Origin of the sequence: Streptomyces sp. NPDC001903 (assembly GCF_042891345.1) — a bacterium.
In the GTDB taxonomy this organism is placed as follows: Bacteria; Actinomycetota; Actinomycetes; order Streptomycetales; family Streptomycetaceae; genus Streptomyces.
Genome location: NZ_JBIASZ010000002.1, coordinates 649611 through 668508, shown reverse-complemented (window position 1 = coordinate 668508; position 18898 = coordinate 649611). Strand labels below are relative to the sequence as shown.

19 protein-coding genes are annotated in these 18898 nt (G+C 74.4%); 12 read left to right on the top strand and 7 right to left on the bottom strand.

Annotated features, from left to right (window positions below):
* Nucleotides 1–3: 3 nt before the first annotated feature.
* From ACFYZS_RS06655 to ACFYZS_RS06645, 3 genes are all read left to right on the top strand, one after another.
* Nucleotides 4–345 (top strand): ArsR/SmtB family transcription factor, encoded by a 342-nt coding sequence (locus ACFYZS_RS06655; RefSeq protein ID WP_389007487.1) that lies wholly within the window; start codon nucleotides 4–6, stop codon nucleotides 343–345.
* Nucleotides 342–890: an SRPBCC domain-containing protein gene (locus tag ACFYZS_RS06650; RefSeq protein ID WP_389007485.1), complete on the top strand. Its 549-nt coding sequence runs from the start codon at nucleotides 342–344 to the stop codon at nucleotides 888–890. Before ACFYZS_RS06655 ends, ACFYZS_RS06650 begins: the two co-directional genes overlap by 4 nt.
* A gap of 139 nt (nucleotides 891–1029) precedes the next feature.
* Nucleotides 1030–1806, top strand: a complete 777-nt coding sequence (locus tag ACFYZS_RS06645) for a polysaccharide deacetylase family protein (protein WP_389007484.1) — start codon at nucleotides 1030–1032, stop codon at nucleotides 1804–1806.
* 32 nt (nucleotides 1807–1838) lie between these two features.
* On the opposite strand, the gene ACFYZS_RS06640 is transcribed toward ACFYZS_RS06645, so the two are convergent.
* A complete protein-coding gene (locus tag ACFYZS_RS06640; protein ID WP_389007482.1) occupies nucleotides 1839–2468 on the bottom strand; it encodes a TetR/AcrR family transcriptional regulator in 630 nt (209 codons plus the stop codon).
* A 102-nt stretch (nucleotides 2469–2570) separates the two neighbouring features.
* Here ACFYZS_RS06640 and ACFYZS_RS06635 point away from each other — a divergent pair, with 102 nt between their 5' ends.
* Nucleotides 2571–3614 carry an aldo/keto reductase gene (locus tag ACFYZS_RS06635; RefSeq protein WP_389007480.1) on the top strand — a complete coding sequence of 348 codons (1044 nt, stop codon included), beginning with the start codon at nucleotides 2571–2573 and terminating at the stop codon, nucleotides 3612–3614.
* A gap of 15 nt (nucleotides 3615–3629) precedes the next feature.
* Here ACFYZS_RS06635 and ACFYZS_RS06630 read toward each other — a convergent pair whose 3' ends face one another.
* Nucleotides 3630–4304: a TetR/AcrR family transcriptional regulator gene (locus ACFYZS_RS06630; protein ID WP_389007478.1), complete on the bottom strand. Its 675-nt coding sequence runs from the start codon at nucleotides 4302–4304 to the stop codon at nucleotides 3630–3632.
* 61 nt (nucleotides 4305–4365) lie between these two features.
* Here ACFYZS_RS06630 and ACFYZS_RS06625 point away from each other — a divergent pair, with 61 nt between their 5' ends.
* Nucleotides 4366–6009, top strand: a complete 1644-nt coding sequence (locus tag ACFYZS_RS06625) for an FAD-binding oxidoreductase (RefSeq protein WP_389007477.1) — start codon at nucleotides 4366–4368, stop codon at nucleotides 6007–6009.
* Between the two features lie 110 nt (nucleotides 6010–6119).
* On the opposite strand, the gene ACFYZS_RS06620 is transcribed toward ACFYZS_RS06625, so the two are convergent.
* Entirely contained in the window at nucleotides 6120–6542 is a 423-nt protein-coding gene (locus ACFYZS_RS06620; protein ID WP_389007475.1) for a YjbQ family protein, read from the bottom strand.
* Nucleotides 6543–6640: 98 nt separating this feature from the next.
* On the opposite strand from ACFYZS_RS06620, the gene ACFYZS_RS06615 reads away from it, so the two are divergent.
* The 5 genes from ACFYZS_RS06615 to ACFYZS_RS06595 all read left to right on the top strand — a co-directional run bounded on the left by ACFYZS_RS06615 (nucleotide 6641) and on the right by ACFYZS_RS06595 (nucleotide 13861).
* Complete coding sequence (locus tag ACFYZS_RS06615; RefSeq protein WP_389007473.1) at nucleotides 6641–7210, top strand: VanZ family protein; 570 nt, start codon at nucleotides 6641–6643, stop codon at nucleotides 7208–7210.
* Between the two features lie 192 nt (nucleotides 7211–7402).
* A complete protein-coding gene (gene lanKC, locus ACFYZS_RS06610) occupies nucleotides 7403–10036 on the top strand; it encodes a class III lanthionine synthetase LanKC (RefSeq protein ID WP_389007471.1) in 2634 nt (877 codons plus the stop codon).
* On the top strand, nucleotides 10033–10176 hold the full coding sequence (locus ACFYZS_RS06605) for a SapB/AmfS family lanthipeptide (protein WP_030162116.1): 144 nt from the start codon (nucleotides 10033–10035) through the stop codon (nucleotides 10174–10176). Before lanKC ends, ACFYZS_RS06605 begins: the two co-directional genes overlap by 4 nt.
* 68 nt (nucleotides 10177–10244) lie before the next feature.
* Nucleotides 10245–12077 carry an ABC transporter ATP-binding protein gene (locus ACFYZS_RS06600; protein ID WP_389007469.1) on the top strand — a complete coding sequence of 611 codons (1833 nt, stop codon included), beginning with the start codon at nucleotides 10245–10247 and terminating at the stop codon, nucleotides 12075–12077.
* Entirely contained in the window at nucleotides 12074–13861 is a 1788-nt protein-coding gene (locus ACFYZS_RS06595) for an ATP-binding cassette domain-containing protein (protein WP_389007467.1), read from the top strand. The genes ACFYZS_RS06600 and ACFYZS_RS06595 overlap by 4 nt, the downstream gene beginning before the upstream one ends.
* Before the next feature lie 37 nt (nucleotides 13862–13898).
* On the opposite strand, the gene ACFYZS_RS06590 is transcribed toward ACFYZS_RS06595, so the two are convergent.
* The 3 genes from ACFYZS_RS06590 to ACFYZS_RS06580 all read right to left on the bottom strand — a co-directional run bounded on the left by ACFYZS_RS06590 (nucleotide 13899) and on the right by ACFYZS_RS06580 (nucleotide 15992).
* Nucleotides 13899–14507, bottom strand: coding sequence for a LuxR C-terminal-related transcriptional regulator (locus ACFYZS_RS06590; protein WP_389007466.1), 609 nt, complete (start codon nucleotides 14505–14507; stop codon nucleotides 13899–13901).
* Between the two features lie 199 nt (nucleotides 14508–14706).
* A complete protein-coding gene (locus ACFYZS_RS06585) occupies nucleotides 14707–15504 on the bottom strand; it encodes a DUF1206 domain-containing protein (RefSeq protein ID WP_389007464.1) in 798 nt (265 codons plus the stop codon).
* A gap of 38 nt (nucleotides 15505–15542) precedes the next feature.
* Nucleotides 15543–15992 carry an SRPBCC family protein gene (locus ACFYZS_RS06580; RefSeq protein ID WP_389007462.1) on the bottom strand — a complete coding sequence of 150 codons (450 nt, stop codon included), beginning with the start codon at nucleotides 15990–15992 and terminating at the stop codon, nucleotides 15543–15545.
* Nucleotides 15993–16203: 211 nt separating this feature from the next.
* On the opposite strand from ACFYZS_RS06580, the gene ACFYZS_RS06575 reads away from it, so the two are divergent.
* Together ACFYZS_RS06575 and ACFYZS_RS06570 are read left to right on the top strand one after the other, a co-directional pair.
* Nucleotides 16204–16758, top strand: coding sequence for a hemerythrin domain-containing protein (locus ACFYZS_RS06575; protein ID WP_389007461.1), 555 nt, complete (start codon nucleotides 16204–16206; stop codon nucleotides 16756–16758).
* A 221-nt stretch (nucleotides 16759–16979) separates the two neighbouring features.
* Nucleotides 16980–18086 (top strand): mechanosensitive ion channel family protein, encoded by a 1107-nt coding sequence (locus ACFYZS_RS06570; RefSeq protein WP_389007460.1) that lies wholly within the window; start codon nucleotides 16980–16982, stop codon nucleotides 18084–18086.
* On the opposite strand, the gene ACFYZS_RS06565 is transcribed toward ACFYZS_RS06570, so the two are convergent.
* Entirely contained in the window at nucleotides 18077–18739 is a 663-nt protein-coding gene (locus tag ACFYZS_RS06565) for a DUF4230 domain-containing protein (protein WP_389007459.1), read from the bottom strand. The two genes, ACFYZS_RS06570 and ACFYZS_RS06565, sit on opposite strands and share 10 nt — an antisense overlap.
* Nucleotides 18740–18898: the final 159 nt, after the last annotated feature.

Here is an 18898-nt window from a genome sequence, read left to right as displayed (position 1 = left end):
CCCATGGTCACGACGGGTGTCGACGAAGACCGCGTGTTCGCCGCGCTCGCCAACGGCACCCGCCGCGAAGTCCTGCGCCTCCTGCGCGAGCGCGGCCCGCAGCCTGTCCAGGCCCTCGCGGACCACTTCGACATGCGCCGCCCCAGCCTCTCGGAACACCTCAAGGTGCTCCGGGAGGCCGGCCTCGTGTCCGAGGAGCGCGCCGGCCGGCAAAGGATCTACCGGCTCGAAGCCGCGCCGCTGGCCGATGTCCAGGACTGGCTGCATCCGTACGAGCGGTACTGGCGCGGCAGGCTCAAGGACCTCGGGCGGCTCCTGGACCGCATGCCCGACGATGAGACATGACCCCTGAACCCGATCCTGATGCCGCGCCCGAACCGGCAGCGCCCGAACCGGCAGCGCCCGAACCCGCCGCGGCCGGGCCCGCCGGGCCCGCCCGCGCCGACGAGTCCGAGGACCTGACGACCGTACGGGTCGACCAGTTCCTGCCCCACCCTCCCGGCAAGGTCTGGCGGGCCCTGACCGAGCCCGAGCTGATCGCCCAATGGCTCATGCCCTGCGACTTCCGCCTGGAGGTCGGCCACCGCTACACGATGACCGGTACGCCCCGGCCCAACGCCGGCTTCTCCGGCACCACGGCGGCGGAGGTCCTCGCCTTCGAACCGGGCCGCATGCTCGCGGTCCGCTGGCAGGACGCCTCCGATGCGAACAGAGCCGACTGGACGATCACCTGGACCCTCGCGCCGGAGGGCCGCGGTACCCGCCTCTTCCTCCTGCACGAGGGCTTCGACCCGGACGACGACCTGCAGATGATGGCCCGGAAGATCATGGGGAGCGGCTGGCGGACGCACATCATGGAGGCGCTGGACCGTGTCGCGGGGCAACTCTGACCGCAGTTGCCGTCGGCTCTTCCTCCGGACCGGGGCGGGGCCAATGGGCCGATCGGGGGAGATGGAGGCCCCGGCGCGTGACCTACCCTGGATCGGAATCACCAGTTCCGGGGGCCGAGCGCAAAGGTAGAGCGCGTCCATGGGCATCACCAGCAGTTCCGCGCGTCGTCGACGGGCGGTTCCCGCCGTGGCGGCGGTCGTCCTCGCCCTTCTGGCGACAGCGGCCACCCCGGCCTTCGCCGCCGCGGGCGGCTCGGCGGGCCGCCCGGCGGCCGACTCCGAGCCGGCCCACGGCGCCGGCGGGATCCCGCTGGGGATCTCCCGGCTGGCCCAGGGCCCGGGGCGCGACGTCGCCATCACCATCGACGACGGTCCGGACCCCCGCTGGACCCCCCAGGTCCTCAAGGTGCTGCGGCAGAACCACGTCAAGGCCACCTTCTGCATGATCGGAACCCGTGCGCAGAAGTACCCGGACCTGGTGCGCGCGGTCGCGGCCGACGGGCACCGGCTGTGCGACCACTCCGTCGACCACGACGTGACGATGGACCACAAGCCCGTCGCCTACCAGCGGCAGCAGATACTCGACGGCAAGGCCATGATCGAGAAGGCCGTCCCGGGCGTCGCCGTCACCTACTACCGTGCGCCCGGCGGTGCCTTCACCCCCGACAGCCGTGCGATAGCCGCCGCGAGCGGGATGCGGCCGCTGGGCTGGAGCGTCGACCCCAAGGACTGGAGCCGTCCGGGCCTGCCGGCGATCGTCGCGGCCCTGGAGGGCAAGCTGCCCCGGCAGCCGACCGTCCTCTTCCACGACGGCGGAGGCGACCGCAGCGAGACCGTCGCGGCGCTCAAGCAGTACCTGCCCTGGCTCGCCGCGCAGGGCTACGGTTTCACCTTCCCGGCCCGCACCACCCCGTAAGGCGCCCCTGGAGGCGCGGCGCCGCGCCGGGCTCAGGGCGAGGGCTCCCGTACGTACGCCCCCGCTCGCGCGGCCGCCGCCGCGGCCCCCGCGGCGCGATCGGCGTCGGCCTCGTCGAGCGGGAGGGCGGTGGTCAGGAGGCGGTAGTAGAGCGGAGCGGACGTGGCGCGGATCACCTCGTGGGCGTCGGTGTCCTCGGGGACCTCGCCGCGGGCGGCGGCCAGCTCCACGCAGGGTGCCCATTCGCCGACGCGGGCGGAGTAGAAGCCGTACAGGGCCTCCGCCGCCTTCGGATCGGAGCCGGCCGCCGCGATCACCGCCTTGAACAGGGCGCCCTGCCGGGGATCGGCCAGCGTGCGCTGCACCAGCCGGGCGTTGGCCGTCAGGTCCCCGAGGAGTGATCCCGTCTCCGTGCGCGGTACGGACTGCTGTGCCATGTCCAGCAGCAGGTCGGCCACGAGACCCGTGGCCGTGCCCCAGCGGCGGTAGACGGTCGTCTTCCCGACCTCCGCGCGGCGGGCGATGTCGGCGAGGTCGAGATGGGCGAAGCCCTGTTCGGCCAGGACGTCCGCGGTGGCCCCCAGCACGGCCGCGCGCACGCGCGCCGTACGCCCTCCGGGCCGGGCGGTCCCCGGGTCGGGTACGGCTTCCGTGAACTCCATAACGGGACTCCTGTTCCATTAAGCGTCTCGCGTTGCTACGCTCGGGGCATCTTAACGGAACCCCAGCCCCATTAGCTGGGGGTGTGTGAGAGGGGATTCGTCATGGAGTACAGGCGGCTGGGTGTGTCCGGACTTCAGGTTCCGGCGCTCAGCTTCGGCGCCGGGACCTTCGGCGGACGGGGTCCGCTCTTCGGGGCCTGGGGCAATACGGGCGTGGCGGAGGCGCGGCGCCTCGTGGACATCTGCATCGACGCCGGCGTCACGATGTTCGACACCGCCGACGTCTACTCCGACGGCGCGTCGGAGGAGGTGCTGGGGGCCGCCCTCAAGGGCCGTCGCGACCGGGTGCTCATCTCCACCAAGGCCGGCCTGCCCGTCGGCGACGGCCCGGGTGACGCGGGCACCTCTCGATCCCGCCTGATCACTTCCGTCGACAAGGCGCTGCGCCGCCTCGACACGGATCACATCGACCTCTTCCAGCTGCACGCCTTCGACGCCGGCACCCCCGTGGAGGAGGTGGTGTCCGCCCTCGACGACCTGGTCCGGGCCGGGAAGATCCGCCACCTCGGCGTCTCCAACTTCTCCGGCTGGCAGGCGATGAAGTCCCTCGCGGCCGCCGACCGCCGCGGCCGCGAGCGCTACGTCGCCCACCAGGTGTACTACTCCCTCATCGGCCGTGACTACGAATGGGAGCTGATGCCCCTCGGCCTCGACCAGGGGCTCGGCGCGATCGTCTGGAGCCCCCTCGGCTGGGGGCGGCTCACCGGCAAGATCCGCCGGGGCCGGCCGCTGCCCGCCGGCAGCAGGCTGCACGACACCGCCGCGTTCGCGCCGCCGGTGGAGGACGAACACCTCTACCGCCTGGTGGACGCCCTGGACGAGATCGCCCGGGAGACCGGCAAGGCGGTCCCGCAGATCGCCCTCCGCTGGCTGCTGCAGCGGCCGACCGTGTCCTCCGTCATCATCGGCGCGCGGAGCGAGGAGCAACTGCGCCAGAACCTCGGGGCCGTGGGCTGGGAGCTCGCCCCGGAACAGATGGCGAAGCTCGACGAGGCCAGTACCCGCCCGGCCCCCTACCCCTACTTCCCGTACCACCGCCAGCCGGGCTTCGCCCGCCTCAACCCCCCGGCGGTCCCGGCGCATTGATCGCGGGGCCGGGGGTCAGGGGGTGCGGATGGCCGTGAGCAGGCGGGCGCAGCGGGCGCTCATGTCCGCGGCGGACTGGTCGGGGTGGGCGATCCACCAGCCCATGAGGGCGCTGACGGTGCCCGTCCACACGTGCTTGAGGGCATCGGCGTCGAGGGGGTCCTCATTGCCGTGGCGGCCGAGCACCGCCGCGGTTCCGGTCGCGGCGAACGTGTCGATGGCCTCGCGGTGCCGCTGGGCGGCGAGGCGCAGTTCGGAGCCCGGGGGCAAGGTCCTGTCGTAGAGCACGAACCAGGCGTGACGCCTGTCCTCGAGGGCGGTGAAGAGTCCGGTGAGGACGGTGTGGGGGAGCTGCTCCGTCGTGGTGGCGGCCGGTCCGCCGGCCATCGCCGCGTCGATGGCCGCGATGACGCGGGCGGCGATCTGTTCGAGGCAGGCGAGGTAGAGCCCGTCCTTCGAGTCGAAGTAGGCGTAGAGCATCGGCTTCGTGACGCCCACCCGCCCGGCGATCGCGGCCATCGAGGCGGACGCGTGTCCGTGCAGGCCGAACTCCTCCATCGCGGCGGCGAGGACCTGCTCCTCGCGCTCGGCGCGCGGTACGCCCTTCGTCCCCGCGGGTCTGCCCCGGCGCCTGCCCGTCGAGGAGGTCGCCGGGGTGCCCGGTGCGGTGCCGGTCCTTGTGGAGTCCATGAGGCGAACTATACGGTGGAGTAAATTACCAAGCGGTAAATTACCGAAGGGTTATATCTTTATGGCCGAGACCGTGCCGCCCGCCGCCCCTCTCGCCCCGTCCCGGCCCCGCCGCTCCTGGTGGGGCTGGGGCACCGATGACAAGGCCTTGTCCGACGGCGAGTGCGTCGCCCTCGGCGCGCTGGTCCCCGGTGCGGCCGGCACCCCGCTGCCGGTGCCCGACCTCCGCTCCGTCGATCTGCCCGGGGCCCGGATCGCCCCGCCCTCCTCCCTCGCCCGTTTGATGTCCGACAGCCCGGCGGACCGGGCCGCGCACACCTACGGCAAGGCCTACCGCGATGTCGTACGGGCCCTGCGGGGCGAACTCGGCGCGGCTCCGGACCAGGTCGCCTTCCCCCGCTGCGAGCAGGACGTCGTGGACGTACTGGACTGGGCCGAGAGCGCCGACGTGGTCGTCGTGCCCTACGGGGCGGGCAGTTCGGTGGTCGGGGGAGTGGAGTACCGCGGGGACCGGCGGCGCGGCGTGGTGTCCCTCGACCTCGCCGCCCTCGACCGCGTACTCGAGATCGACACCGCCAGCAGGGCGGCGCGGATCCAGGCGGGCGTGCTCGGACCCGGCCTCGAAGCCCAGCTGCGGCCGCACGGCCTGACCCTGCGCCACTTCCCGCAGAGCTTCGAGTTCTCCACCCTCGGCGGCTGGCTGGCGACGCGGGCCGGCGGCCACTACGCCACGCTCCTCACCCACATCGACGACCTGACCGAGTCCCTGCGGGTGGTCACCCCGGTCGGGGTCAACGAGTCGCTGCGCGTGCCCGGTTCGGGCGCGGGCCCGTCCCCCGACCGGCTGTTCCTGGGATCGGAGGGCACGCTCGGCGTGATCACCGAGGCGTGGATGCGGCTGCAGGACCGGCCCCGCCACAAGGGGTCCGCCTCGGTCCTGTTCGACGACTTCAAGGCAGCGGTCGGCGCGGTCCGCGCCATCGCGCAGTCGGGCCTGCACCCGGCCAACTGCCGCCTGCTCGATCCCGGCGAGGCGGCCCTCGCGGGTGTGGCCGGCGGCGGCCGGAGCGTACTCGTCCTCGGGGTGGAGTCCGCGCACTTCCCCGTCGCCGACCGGCTCGCCGAACTGGTCGCCCTGGCGCGGGACCACGGCGGTTCACCGGCCGGGCCCCCGACCGCGGACGGCGACCCCGACGGCGGCTCCGGCGAGGACTCCGCGGCTGGCGCGTGGCGCTCCGCGTTCCTGCGCATGCCCTACCTGCGCGACGGGCTCGCGCGGATGGGCGTGATCAGCGAAACCTTCGAGACGGCCTGCACCTGGGACCGCGTCGATGCCCTGTACGAGGCCGTGCACCGGGACCTCGGCGCCGTCGTACGCAAGGTCACCGGGGCCGAGGGGTTGATCAACTGCCGTTTCACCCACGTCTACCCCGACGGCCCCGCCCCCTACTTCACCGTCATAGCCGCGGCGAGGCGCGGTGCGGAGGTGGCGATGTGGGACGAGATCAAGTCGGCCGCGATGGACGTGCTCGGCGCGCACGGGGCGACCGTCACCCACCACCACGCCGTCGGCCGCGACCACCGGCCCGGATACGACCGGCAGCGCCCGGAGCCGTTCGCCCGGGCGCTGCGGGCCGCGAAGCACGCGCTCGACCCGGCGGGGATCCTCAACCCCGGCGTGCTCTTCGACGGGGAGCGGGGCTGAGCGGAGGGCGCGGCAGCGGCCGGGTCGGCTCACCAGGGGGGCAGACCCCGGTGCCGGACCGGCCGACCCCGGTGCCGGCCGGTCCGGCCCCGGGGTGGCACCGGGTCGGCTCAGGCCAGGAAGGACAGCCGTACCGTGCGCCGCGGGTTGTCCCGGTTGGTGTCCACCAGCACCACGGACTGCCAGGTTCCGAGCGCCAGCTCGCCCCCGACCACCGGAAGGGTGGCGTGGGGCGGTACGAAGGCGGGCAACACGTGATCGCGACCGTGGCCGGGGGAGCCGTGCCGGTGGCGCCAGCGGTCGTCGGCGGGCAGCAGCGTCCGCAGGGCGTCCAGCAGGTCGTCGTCACTGCCGGCTCCCGTCTCGATGACGGCGAGTCCCGCGGTGGCGTGGGGAGTGAAGACGTTGAGCAGCCCGTCCCGGCCGCGGGCGGCGTCCCGCAGGAACTCCGCGCACGCCGCGGTGAGGTCGTGGACGGTCTCGGTGGCGCCCGTCGTCACGTCGAGGGTTCGTGTGGTGAACGTGTCGGTCATGCTCCCATCCTCGCCCGGCTCCGCGAACCGGCGCCGCCGACGCGAGGGGCGCCCGCGGTGCCCGCGTACCGGGCGCTGCGCAGGGTAGACGCGCCCGCATGACATGGAGGGACGTACTGCGCGGCACGCAGCAGCGGGCGGAACGGGCCGGGCCGGCCACCCGGAGGAAGCGACGGCGTCCGGCCCATCCGGCGGTCCGGGCGTCGGCCATGGTGACCGCCTTCGCCGGGACCGTGCTGTTCGGCGTGGTCCTGGCCCGGCTGACGCTGGAACCGTCGGCCGCCTCGGCGGCCCTCGTGCACGCCAACGTCCGGCCCGGCCATTCGATCAGCGCCTACCTGCACGGGACGTCGACGATCGAGGCGGCGCGCCAGCTGGGCGGGAACGTGCTGCTCGGGCTGCCGTTCGGCGTGCTCCTGCCGGTCCTGCTGCCGCCCGCGCGGGGCCTGCTGCGGGTCGGCGCCGTGACGGTCTGTCTGATGACCCTGGTGGAGCTGGTCCAGGGCGCCCTCGTCACGGGACGCGTCTTCGACATCGACGACGTCATCCTCAACACGGCCGGCGCGCTCCTCGGGTACCTGCTGATCGGCCGCCGGCTCGGGCGGGCCGTCCACCCGCGCCGGCGGCACTGGTGGAGCCGCCGGACCGCGGAGGCCGGCGACACCTGATCCCCGGCGCGTACGCCCTGTCCCCGGCACCCCGTCCCCGGCACCCCGACCCCGGCACGTACCCCGTCCCCGGCCCCCGGCCCCCGACTTGTGACTCGTGGGTATTGCACACCCCGGCGGTGACAGGCGTGACTGTCGCCGCATCCGCCGGACGTGACACGGTCGGGTCAGCCGCCGAACGAGGGAGCAGGTGTGAACAAGGGGTACGCCGCCTACTGCGACGCCGACCGCTGGTTCTACGACGCGCCGTACCGCCGCGCCGGTGAGAGCTACCCGGCCGCGCTCGCCCCCGTCCCGTCGGGGTGGCGCTCGCACCGCAGCGGCGACTGGCTCGCCCTGCGCCCCGTCGACGCCGAACTGCCCGCGCAGGGCTGGAAGATCCACGTCTCGGCCACGCTCGACAACGCCGAATCACTGCTGACGACGGTGTACGAGTACTGCACCGCCCGACGCGTCGCCTTCAAGTTCATACCGAGCCGGTACCTGCTGCACCTGCGCAACGCCAAGTACGCCGACCGCGCCGCGAGCGGCAAGTTCATCACGGTGTACCCGGCCGACGAGGAGCAGTGCCGCCGGATCGCGGAGGACCTCGACACCGCACTGGCCGGGGCCGCCGGCCCGTACATCCTCAGCGATCTGCGCTGGGGAGCCGGCCCGGTCCACCTGCGCTACGGCAGTTTCACCCTGCGGCACTGCTACGACGAGCACGGCGAGCTGGTCCCGGCGATCGAGACCCCCGACGGGCGGCTCGTACCGGACCGCCGCGGACCGGTGTTCCAGCCGCCCGAGTGGCTCGAACTTCCCGCCTTCCTGGAGCCGCACCTCGCGGCGCGCTCCGCGGTCAACCTGGCCGGCATCCCCTTCACGGTGGAACGGGCGCTGCACTTCTCCAACGGCGGCGGCGTCTACCTGGGCAAGGACAGCCGCACCGGCGAGAGCGTGGTCCTGAAGGAGGCCCGCCCGTACGCCGGGCTCGCCGCCGACGGCGCCGACGCCGTGGCCCGGCTGCACCGCGAACAGGCCGCACTGGAAAGGCTGTCGGGCCTGGACTGCGTGCCCGCGGTGCGCGGTGCGTTCACCGTCGGCGACCACCACTTCCTGGTGCTGCAACACCTCGCGGGCAAACCGCTCAACACCTACTTCGCCCGCCGCCACCCGCTGATCGAGGCGGACCCCGACCCGGCGGAGCTCGCCTCGTACACCGAGTGGGCCCTGACGATCCACCGCCGCGTCACCGAGGCCGTCGAGGCCGTGCACGCCCGCGGCGTGGTCTTCAACGACCTCCACCTCTTCAACATCATGGTGGCGGAGGACGAGAGCGGTGAACCGTCCGTCGCCCTGCTGGACTTCGAAGCCGCCGCGCACGTCGACGAGGGGCTGCGGCAGACCGTGGCCAACCCCGCCTTCGTCGCCCCCGCCGAGCGGCGCGGGTTCTCCGTCGACCGCTACGCCCTCGCCTGTCTGCGGCTCGCCCTGTTCCTCCCCCTGACCAGCCTGCTCGTCCTGGACCGGGCGAAGGCCGCCCATCTGGCGGCCGTCGCCGCCGAGCAGTTCCCCGTACCGCGGCGGTTCCTCGACGAGGCGGTCGAGGAGATCCTGTCCGGTGCTCCGCAGGGTGCGCCGGGCGGCCGCCTGCCCGCGCCGCCGGGCCCGTACCTGCCCGTCGAGCCGGGCCACTGGCCGGCCGCCCGCGCCTCGATGACCGCGGCGCTGCGCGCGAGCGCCACCCCGGAGCGCGAGGACCGCTTCGTGCCGGGTGACATCGCCCAGTTCGCGAGCGCCGACGCGGGCGTCGGCTTCGGCTACGGGATCGCCGGAGTGCTCCACGCCCTCGCCGAGACCGGCGCCGGACCCTGGCCCGAAGCCGAGGAATGGCTGCTGGAGCGCAGCGGGAAACCGGCCTCCGGCACCCCGCTCGGCTTCTACGACGGCCTCGCCGGAACGGCCTGGACGCTGCACCGGCTCGGACACCCGGGCCGCGCCCTCGCCCTCACCGAGCGGCTGCTGCAACAGCCCTGGCAGAGCGCGGGCCCCGACCTGCACAGCGGACTCGCCGGCATCGGCCTGGCCCTGGACGCGCTGGGCACCGCGAGCGGCGAGAGCGGGCTGCACACCGCGGCCCTGCGCTGCGCCGAACTCCTCGCCCGGCCCGAACACCGGCCCGCCCGCGCCGGACTGATGTACGGGAACACCGGCCCGGCCCTGCTCTTCCTGCGGCTGTACGAACGCACCGGCGACAAGGAACTGCTGCTCCAGGCCGCCCGGTCGCTCCACCGCGACCTCGACCGCTGCGTCACCAGCGCGTACGGCACCCTCCAGGTGAACGAGGGCTGGCGCACGATGCCGTACCTCGGCGAGGGCAGCGTCGGCATCGGCATGGTCCTCGACGACTGGCTCGAGCACGCTCCCGACGAGCGGTTCGAACAGGCCCGGCGCGAGATCGTACGGGCGGCGCAGGCGACCTTCTACGCCCAGCCCGGGCTGCTGCGCGGCGCCGCCGGGATGATCCTCCACCTGGCCCGGACCACCACCCCGGGCCCGGGCACGGGCCCCGCGGACATCGCCCGCCAGATCGACGCGCTGGCCCGACACGCCGTGCCGTACCAGGGCCATCTGGCCTTCCCCGGCGAGCAGATGATGCGCCTGTCCATGGACCTCGCCACGGGCACCGCCGGCGCACTCCTCGCCCTCGGCAGCGCCGCGCCCGGCGGGCGCGCGCACCTGCCGTTCCTCCCGCCGCTGCGACGTACCGCGGCGGCCCCAGAGCCGGCCCCGCCCGGGGCCGTGACCCATCGCACCACTCGACAGAAGAGGAATCTGACATGACGCTTCTCGACCTGCAGTCGATGGAGACCCCCAAGGAAGAGGTCACCGAGGGCGCGCTGCACGGCGGCGGTGGCGGTGGCAGCCGGGCCAGCCTGCTGCTCTGCGGCGACAGCAGCCTGAGCATCACGACCTGTAACTGACATAGGTCACCTCGGGCCCGGGCGGTTCGCCGCCCGGGCCCGCACCACATCACTGGAGGCATCCGCCGATGAGCCCCCCCGACGCGGCGGCCGGCACGGAGGCCGCGGCGGCGCGGGCGGCGGCCCTGGCACGCACGGCCGACCGGGCTCTCGTGGCAGCGGCCCGGCACAGCGCCGGGCGCACCGCCGCCGTCCTCGGATGCGCGCTGGGCGCCGCCGCGGCGGCGCTCGCCGAACCGGCCGTCCTCGGCCACACCCTCGACCTGCTGCTCCGCCGCGCTCCGTCGGGTCCCGCCTGGACGCTGCTGTGCGCCGCGGTCATCGCGGCCGAAGTGCTGCTGGACGCGGCCGCCGCCCGGCTGACCGGCGAGGTCGACGGCCGCTCCACCGCCCGCCTGCGCAGGCTCGCACTCGCCCGGCTGCTGCGGACGGCCCCGCACCGGGCCGCCCGCCACGCACCCGGCGACAGCGCCGCGCGACTGACCGCACACGCCACCGAGGCCGGGAAGGTCCCGGCCGCCGTCGCGCACGCCGTCGCCGCCACTCTGCCGCCGCTCGGCGCGATCACCGCCCTCTTCCTCATCGACCTGTGGACGGCACTCGCCTTCCTCGTCGGCGTTCCGTTCCTGCTGCTCCTGCTGCGGGCGTTCGCCCGCGACACCCACGCCAGCGTCGCCCGCTACCAGCAGGTCCAGCTCGAAACCGCCGGCCGCCTGACCGAGGCGCTGGCCGGGGCGCGTACGATCGCCGCCGCGGGCACCGCGGAGCGCGAACGCGCCCGGATCCTCGCCCGGTTGCCCGAGCTGGGCACCGAGGGCCGGCGGATGTGGCAGGTCTACGGCGGCACCACGGCCCGCTCGGCGGCCCTCATGCCGATGCTCCTCTACGCGGTCCTGGCCGTCGGCGGCATCCGCCTGTCGGCCGGGGCCATCGGAGTCGGCGAACTCCTCGCCGCCGTACGGTACGCAGGCCTCGCGGCCGGCATCGGAGCCGTGACCGGCGGCCTCGCGGCCGTGGTCCGCGGCCGGTCCGCGGCCCGGCGGACCGCCGCGCTGCTGACCCTGCCCGTACTCGGCCACGGCCGGGCGCGGCTGCCGGAAGACGGCCCCGGCACCCTGGAACTGCAGGGGGTCCGCGTCGTGCGCGACGGTGCGACGGTCCTGCACGACATCAGCCTGGTGGTCCCCGGGGGCGCCACCGTGGCCGTGGTGGGCCGCTCGGGAGCGGGCAAGACCCTGTTCGCCGCCGTGGCCGGCCGGCTCACGGACCCCGACGCGGGCCGGGTCCTGCTCGACGGGGTGCCCCTGCGGGAGGTGCCGGCCGATGCCCTGCGCCGCGAGGTCGGGTACGCCTTCGACCGGCCCGTGCTGCTCGGGGACACGGTCGGCGAGGCGATCGCCTTCGGCGCGGGTCCGCACCCCGGTCCGGAAGCGGTGCGCGCCGCGGCCCGCGCCGCCGGAGCAGACCTGTTCGTACGGCGCCTGCCGCACGCCTACGACACGCGCCTCGCCGACGCCCCCATGTCCGGCGGCGAGATCCAACGCCTCGGTCTGGCACGGGCGTTCGCCCACGCGGGTCGGCTCCTCGTACTGGACGACGCCACCTCCAGCCTCGACACCGTCACGGCCCGGGAGGTCGAGCGGGCCCTGGCCCGCGAGATCCGGCCCGGCACCCGGATCGTGGTCGCGCACCGCCTTTCCTCCGCGGCCCGCGCCGACCTCGTCGTATGGCTGCAGGACGGGCGGATACGGGCGACCGGAACCCACGGCGAGCTGTGGCGGCACGAGCCCGCCTACCGGGCGGTGTTCGCCGCCGACACGGAACGGGACACGGAGCGGGACACGGCACAGGGCTCGGAGCGGGACACGGCACAGGACGCGGAGCGGGAGGCGGCCCGGTGACCGGGGGAGGGGCCTGGGGCCGGGTGGCCCCCGAGGGACGGCGGTTCCTGCGCGGCCGCAAGAGGGCCCTCGCCCGGCTGGCCGCATGGTCGCTCCTGGAGTCCGCGCACACCTTCCTCGGCGGCTACGGAGTGGCCCGCGCCCTCGACGACGGCTTCCTCGCCGGCCGCACCGCCACCGGCCTCGGCTGGCTGGCCGCGGCCGGAGCCGGGGCGCTGCTCGGCGGATTCGCCCTGCGCGGCGTGTTCGCCGGGCTCGCGGACCTCGTGGAGCCGCTGCGCGACGGCCTGGTGCGGCGGGCCGTGCGACAGGCGCTGGACCGGGCGGTCGCCGATCCGGCGGGCGCGGCCGGCACGGGCGCCGTGTCCCGGCTGACCCAGCAGACGGAGATGGCCCGGGACTCCTTCGCGGGGCTGGTCCTGACGGTTCGATCGTTCGTGTTCACCGCCGTCGGGGCCTTCGTCGGCATGGCCGCGCTGGCGCCCGTGCTGCTGCTGGTCGTGCTGCCGCCCTTGCTGCTGGGCGTGGCCGCCTTCCTGGCCACGCTGCGCCCCCTGGCCTCCGTACAGCGCAGGTCCCTGGACACCGACGAGGCGCTCGCCGACCGGGTGGGGACGCTGGCCGAGGGCCTGCGCGACATCGCCGCCTGCGGGGGACGGGCATCCGCGCAGGCCCGGGTGGAGCCCCTGATCGCCGCCCAGGAACGGCTGGCGCGCACCCTCGCGGGCTGGGCGGCCCTGCGCACCCTGGCCCTGGGCGCGGCGGGCCGGCTGCCGGTGATCGCGCTGCTCGTGGCGACGCCCTGGCTGCTGGGCCGCGGGATCACCGCCGGTACGCTGGCCGGCGGGCTCACGTACCTGGTGCAGTCCCTGCTGCCCGCTCTCAACTCGCTGATGACCGCGCTGGGTTCGGCCGGGACCCGGCTGCTCGTGGTCCTCGAGCGCTTCAGCGGTCCGGTGCCGCCCGACCCGGCCGGTCACGGCCCCGCGCAGCCGGAGCCGGAGCCCGAGCCGGAGCCCCGGGTGGTGGCCGGCCATCGGGCCGGCGCCGCGGCCGAGCTCCGGGGGGTCACCTTCGCCTACGGCCCCGGCGCGGCCCCCGTGCTCGACGACCTCGATCTGGTGGTGCGCCCGGGGGAGCACCTCGCGGTGGTCGGACCGAGCGGAATCGGCAAGTCCACGCTCACCGCCCTGCTCGCCGGAACGCTGTCGCCCGACGCGGGATCGGTCCTCGTCGCGGGCGCGGACGCCCGCCGGGGACCGGGGACCACCGGGCCGGACCCGCGGCGGACCCTGCTGCCGCAGCAGGCCTACGTGTTCACCGGCACCGTACGGGAGAACCTGACCCACCTCGCCGCCGCCGAGGGCGCCCCCGGGCCCGGTGACGCCCGACTGCGGGGCGCCGTCAGCGCCCTCGGGCTGGACGAGCTGGTGGCACGGCTCGGCGGCCTGGACGCCGAGGTGTCCCCCCGGCTGCTGTCCCGGGGCGAGGGCCAGCAGCTCGCGCTCGCCGCCGCCTACCTCTCGCCCGCCCCGCTGCTGCTGCTCGACGAGGCCACCTGCCACCTGGACCCGGCCGCCGAGGAGCGTGCCGAACGGGCCCTCGCCGACCGTCCCGGCACCCTCGTGGTCGTGGCCCACCGGGTCTCGTCCGCGGCCCGCGCCGACCGGGTCCTCGTCCTCGACGGGACCCGCGCCGTCTGCGGCACACATGAAGAACTCCCCGCCAGGTCGCCCCTGTACCGCGATCTGGTGGGGAGGTGGAACCAGACCGCGGACGAGTGACACGGCCGTCGTGCCCGTCCGCGGCGCCGCCGGCGGATCAGACCCAGCCGGCCCGGCGGGATATCCGGATCGCGTCGATCAGATTGCGCGCTCCGGTCTTGCGGGTCGCCGCGGCCATGTAGTTGCGTACCGTCCCGCTCGCCAGGTGCAGCGTGCGGGCGATCTCGGCGATCGAATCGCCCTCCGCGGCCCGGGTCAGCACGCTCAGCTCCCGGGGGCTCAGCGGCAGCGGATCGGCCTCCATGAAGGCGGAGGCCAGCGAGGCGTCGATGAACCGTTCCCCCGCGGCGACCTTTCGGACCGCCCGGACGAGCCGCCCCGGCGAGCCGTCCTTGTCGACGTAGCCGCGCGCCTCGGCGCGGAAGGCGCGGTGCAGCAGTCCGGGCGCCCCGGTCGAGGCGAGCACCAGGACCGGGGAGCGGGGAGCGAGGAACCGGTGGTCGGCGCGCCCGTCATGGGCGAGGACGGCCGTCGTCCCCGGACAGTCGAGGTCGACGACCGTCACGTCTGGTCGTAACGACTCGGCCTGGCGTGCCGCGGCCCGCCAGCCCGCCGACGTGACCTCGAAAGGCCCCTCGGATCTCAGGAGGGCGGCCAGTGCCGACCTGACCAGGCTGACGCTGTGCAGGACGAGGACCTTCGTCATCGTGTGCGCTCCTCGGTAGACGGACCAACGGCACCACGGGTGCCCCCATACAGAGCCGATGGAACGTCACTGCGGGGGGCGTGCAGGGGCGTACGGTCAAGTTGGCCGAGATACCCACGGATTCCGCTTCCCTTCGGCGGGTAACCCCCTTGAGCGGCCGGATCCGTCCTGCCCTCCCGGCGCGAAACGGCGGCCCGCCTCAGACCTCGCGCCACCGGGCCATCGCCCAGGAGAACACCCCGAAGAGCATCAACCCGACGGCGACCACGACCAGGAGCCACGGCCCCGCCGCCGTCCCGGTGAACGACCTCAGGGTGTCGTCGACGCCCTTCGCCTGCGCCGGGTCGTAGCGCACCGCGGCGTACACGACGAACCCGCCGGCCGACGCGAACACGAAGCCCCGGGCCAGGCCGCCGCCCACTCCGAGGAAATCGACGGTCCTGCGGCCCCACGCGGGGACCCCTCCCATGGAGAGGTGCCTGCGGAAGCTTCGTCGCGCCGCCTGCACCGCGATGACCACGCCCGCGACGGCGACCCCGAGCCCCGCCGCACCCACCAGCCACTGGCCGGCGGGCAGGTCCAGCGCCCTGGCCGTCACATCGCGCGACTGCTCGTCCCCGGAGCGCCCCCCGCCGCCCGCCGCGAACGACAGGGCGGAGAAGGCGACCACGGCGTAGAAGACCGTCCGGCCGGAGGAGGCCAGCCGCTTCACGGGCTTGCCGCCGTCCGGGCCGGCCGCGCCGAACACCGCCTCCGACAGCCGCCACAGCGCCATGCAGACGAGCCCGGCCCCGACGGCCCAGACGAGGACACCACCGAAGGGCTTTCCCACGAGCTCCCGCAGGGCGCCCTGGCGGTCGGCCTCCTCGCCGCCAGCGTCACCGAAGGCCATGCGCAGGGCCAGCATCCCGACCAGCGCGTACAGCACTCCGCGCGCCAGCAGACCACAGCGGGCCGCGACCTCCCGCAGCCCGCCACCGCGGGACGCGGCCCGCACGCCCTTGCCTGCGCCCCCGCCCCCGCCTCTCACGGCGGTCAGACCTCGCCCCGCCAGGCGCCCGTCTCGACTCCGCGCGACTCGATGAACAGCTTGAACCGCTTCAGATCACCGGCCACCTGGCGCTTGACGAAGCCCAGCTTGTCGGCGGCCGTCTCGGCCAAGCCGTCGGGCACCCAGTTCATGTGCAGGACGACCTTGGTGGTGGTCGCGTCGATGGGCTGGAAGGTGACCAGGCCGGCCTGGCGCGCCTCCCCGTCCACCGTCATCCACGCGACGCGCCGGTCCGGGAGCTGCTCGGTGATCTGCGCGTCGAACTCGCGCTGCACGCCGTTGACGTTCGTCACCCAGTGGGTCAGCGTGTCCGTGCGCTGGTCGATGCGCTCGACCCCTTCCATGAAGACGGGGAAGTCCTCGAACTGCGTCCACTGGTTGTAGGCGGTGCGTACGGGGACGTTGACCTCGACATATTCCTCGACGTGTGACACGTGTGCCCCTTCCGTATCGTCGGCGGCCCGGCACCGCGGGGTGCCGGCGCCGCCTCCAGACCTTGCAGGGCCCGGCTACCCGCCCCGGGGCGCACCATGCGCCCGGCCACCGCGCGGCGGCGGCCCTCCCGTTAGCGCTGCGTCATCCCGGGTACGCGCGCAGCGACCGGCGCGCACCGCCGGCCGAGGCCGATCGGGAAGGAACAACGGCATGGGACACGCAGGGGACATCATCGCCGAACTGACCGTCGACCACCGCGAGGTGGGCGAGCTGTTCGACAGGATCGAGCACACCACCCCGGCGGGCGAACGGCAGAAGGCGGCCGAGCAGCTGACCATCGAACTGGTCCGGCACTCGGTGGCGGAGGAGGAGCATCTCTACCCGGCGATCCGGGAGCACTTCCCGGACGGCGACCTCATCGCGGACAAGGAACTCGCCGACCACGCACGCGTCGAGAAGCTGCTCAAGGACCTGGAGGGACTGGACGCGGCGGGGCCCGAATTCGACCAGCTGGTCGCCGCGCTGAAGGCGGAGGTCACCGCCCACGTGTACGACGAGGAGCAGAACCTGTTCCCCCGGCTCCGCCACGCGTGCACGCCGGAGGCCCTGGAGACGATGGGCGACCGGGTGCGCCGGGCCAAGAGGTTCGCGCCGACCCGCCCCCACCCCGGCGCCCTCCCCTCCCAGCCCCACCACCGGCTGCTGTCCGCCGGCACGGGACTGGTCGACCGCGCGCGGGACTTCCTCAGCGGACGCGGCCAGTAGGGCTGTCCGCCTCCAGGAGGCGTCTCTTCGGGATCCCGCCCGATCCGCGGCGGCGACCGGGAGGAGCCGCCGGTCCCGCCCCTCCCGCAGGGGCGGGACCGGCGGCTTCGCGCATGCCCGGTGCGGCCGGCCCCGGCGGCCCCACGCGAGGTCCGGTGTGTCGCCGCGCATCCTCTGGGCATGCGCGGGAGGTCCATGCCGCCTACATCAGCCGAGGAGACATGAACCACGCCCTTCGCCTGCTGACCGTCCTGGGAGGCTCGCTCCTCCTCACCTTCGCGGCCGGTTGGGCCGCCGACCTCCTGCTGCGCCGGGCCGACGCGCGCCACCCGGAGACGCCCCTGTGGAACTCGCTGCGCCGCTGCCGCCGTGCCCTGCAGATCGTGCTGCTCGCCGCCCTGCTCAGGGGGGCGCACCGGCAGACCGAGTGGCGGCCCCTCCAGGAGCACGAGGCCGCCGTCGGCCGGGCCCTCACGCTCGCGCTGATCGGCGCCGGCGCCTGGCTCATCGTGGGCGTGGCCTCGGCCGCCGTCGAGTCCGGCTACGCCCGCTACGCGGCCGGCACCCGCGACCCCGCCCGGCTCCGCAGGGTCCGCACCCAGGTCACCCTGATCACGCGGGTCGTGACCGCCGTCGTCGCCGTCGTCGCGGCCGCGGCGATGCTGCTGACCTTCCCCAGCTTCCGCGCGCTCGGCACCTCGGTGCTCGCCTCCGCCGGCATCATCGGAATCGTGGCCGGCGTCGCGGCCCAGTCCACCCTGGGAAACCTCTTCGCCGGCTTCCAGATCGCCTTCGGCGACATGGTGCGCATCGGCGACACGGTCGTGGTGGCCGGAGAGTGGGGAGTGGTGGAGGACATCACCCTCACCTTCCTCGCCGTACGGACCTGGGACGAGCGCCGCATCACCATGCCCGTCTCGTACTTCACCACCCGCCCCTTCGAGAACTGGTCCCGCGGCGGTGTCCAGATGACCGGCACCGTCTTCCTCCACTGCGACCACGGCGCTCCCGTGGACCTCATCCGCGACAAGGTGCACGAGATCCTGCACCACTGCCCCGAGTGGGACGGCCGCGGCTGGGACGTCGCCGTCACCGAGACGACCCCCTCCACCATGGTCGTCCGCGCGATCGTCACGGCCAAGGACGCCGACGACCTGTGGACGGTGCGCTGCGCCGTACGGGAACAGCTCATCGCCTGGCTCTCGGAGAAGCACCCGGACGCCCTGCCCCGCCTGGTCCTCGCTCCGTCGCCGCAGGCCGGGGCGGGCCGCGCCGCGGACGGCGGTCAGGACGGCACCGGACGGGCGGCCGCACCCCCTCACTCGTAGGAGACCGTCACCTCACGGAAGCCGAGGGAACGCAGGAGCCCCTCCAGCATCGCCGTGGTGTTCTTCTCGGCGCGCTCGGCGAGACCGCTGTCGCGGGCCGCCTCGTTGATGTGCTGCACGGCGAGCTTCTGCACGGCCTGCTCTCCGGCCGGGTTGTCGGAGAACAGATCGCCGATCCGGTCCAGCAGGCCCCGCTGCTTCGACACCGCGTACGAGCGGTCCGGGTCGAGGGCGGCCGAGCCGAGCACCGCGTGCGGCAGCCGGATCGAGGCCTTGGTGCGGTCGCCGTTCACGGAGACGCTGCGCTCGCCGAGGCCGCCCAGTTCCACGTAACCGCCGACCGTGCCGGCCCCCACGTACAGGGTGCGCGTTCCGCGGATGGCGTCCGGCAGGAACGCCGCGTCCTTCTCCAGGTCCACGACCACCTGGAAGTTGCCCACGGCGGCCTCGTAACGGTCCATGTCCTGGATCGACTTGAGGAGAGCCGGGCCGGAGCGGTCCCGGCTCTCCTCGCCGAAGAGGCCGCCGAATCCGGGGAGCGGGCCGAAGCGCGCCACGAGCACGACCAGGGCCGCGGCCACCGCGAGAGCGACCGCGATCCGCCCCCACCACGGGCGCCGCGGGGCGCCCGGACGATCCGAAGAGGTATCCATGTTCCGCGGATACCCCGTGCAGGCCCCGCCAGCCCGCGAAGCCGACCGCGGCCCGATCGGCGAGACACGGCTCAGGGGGTGTCTCGCCGATCAGGCCGGGCTCGCGGCGGTGGGCACCGCGCCTCGCCGCGTTGTCCTCGGTCGCCGACGCTCCGCGTC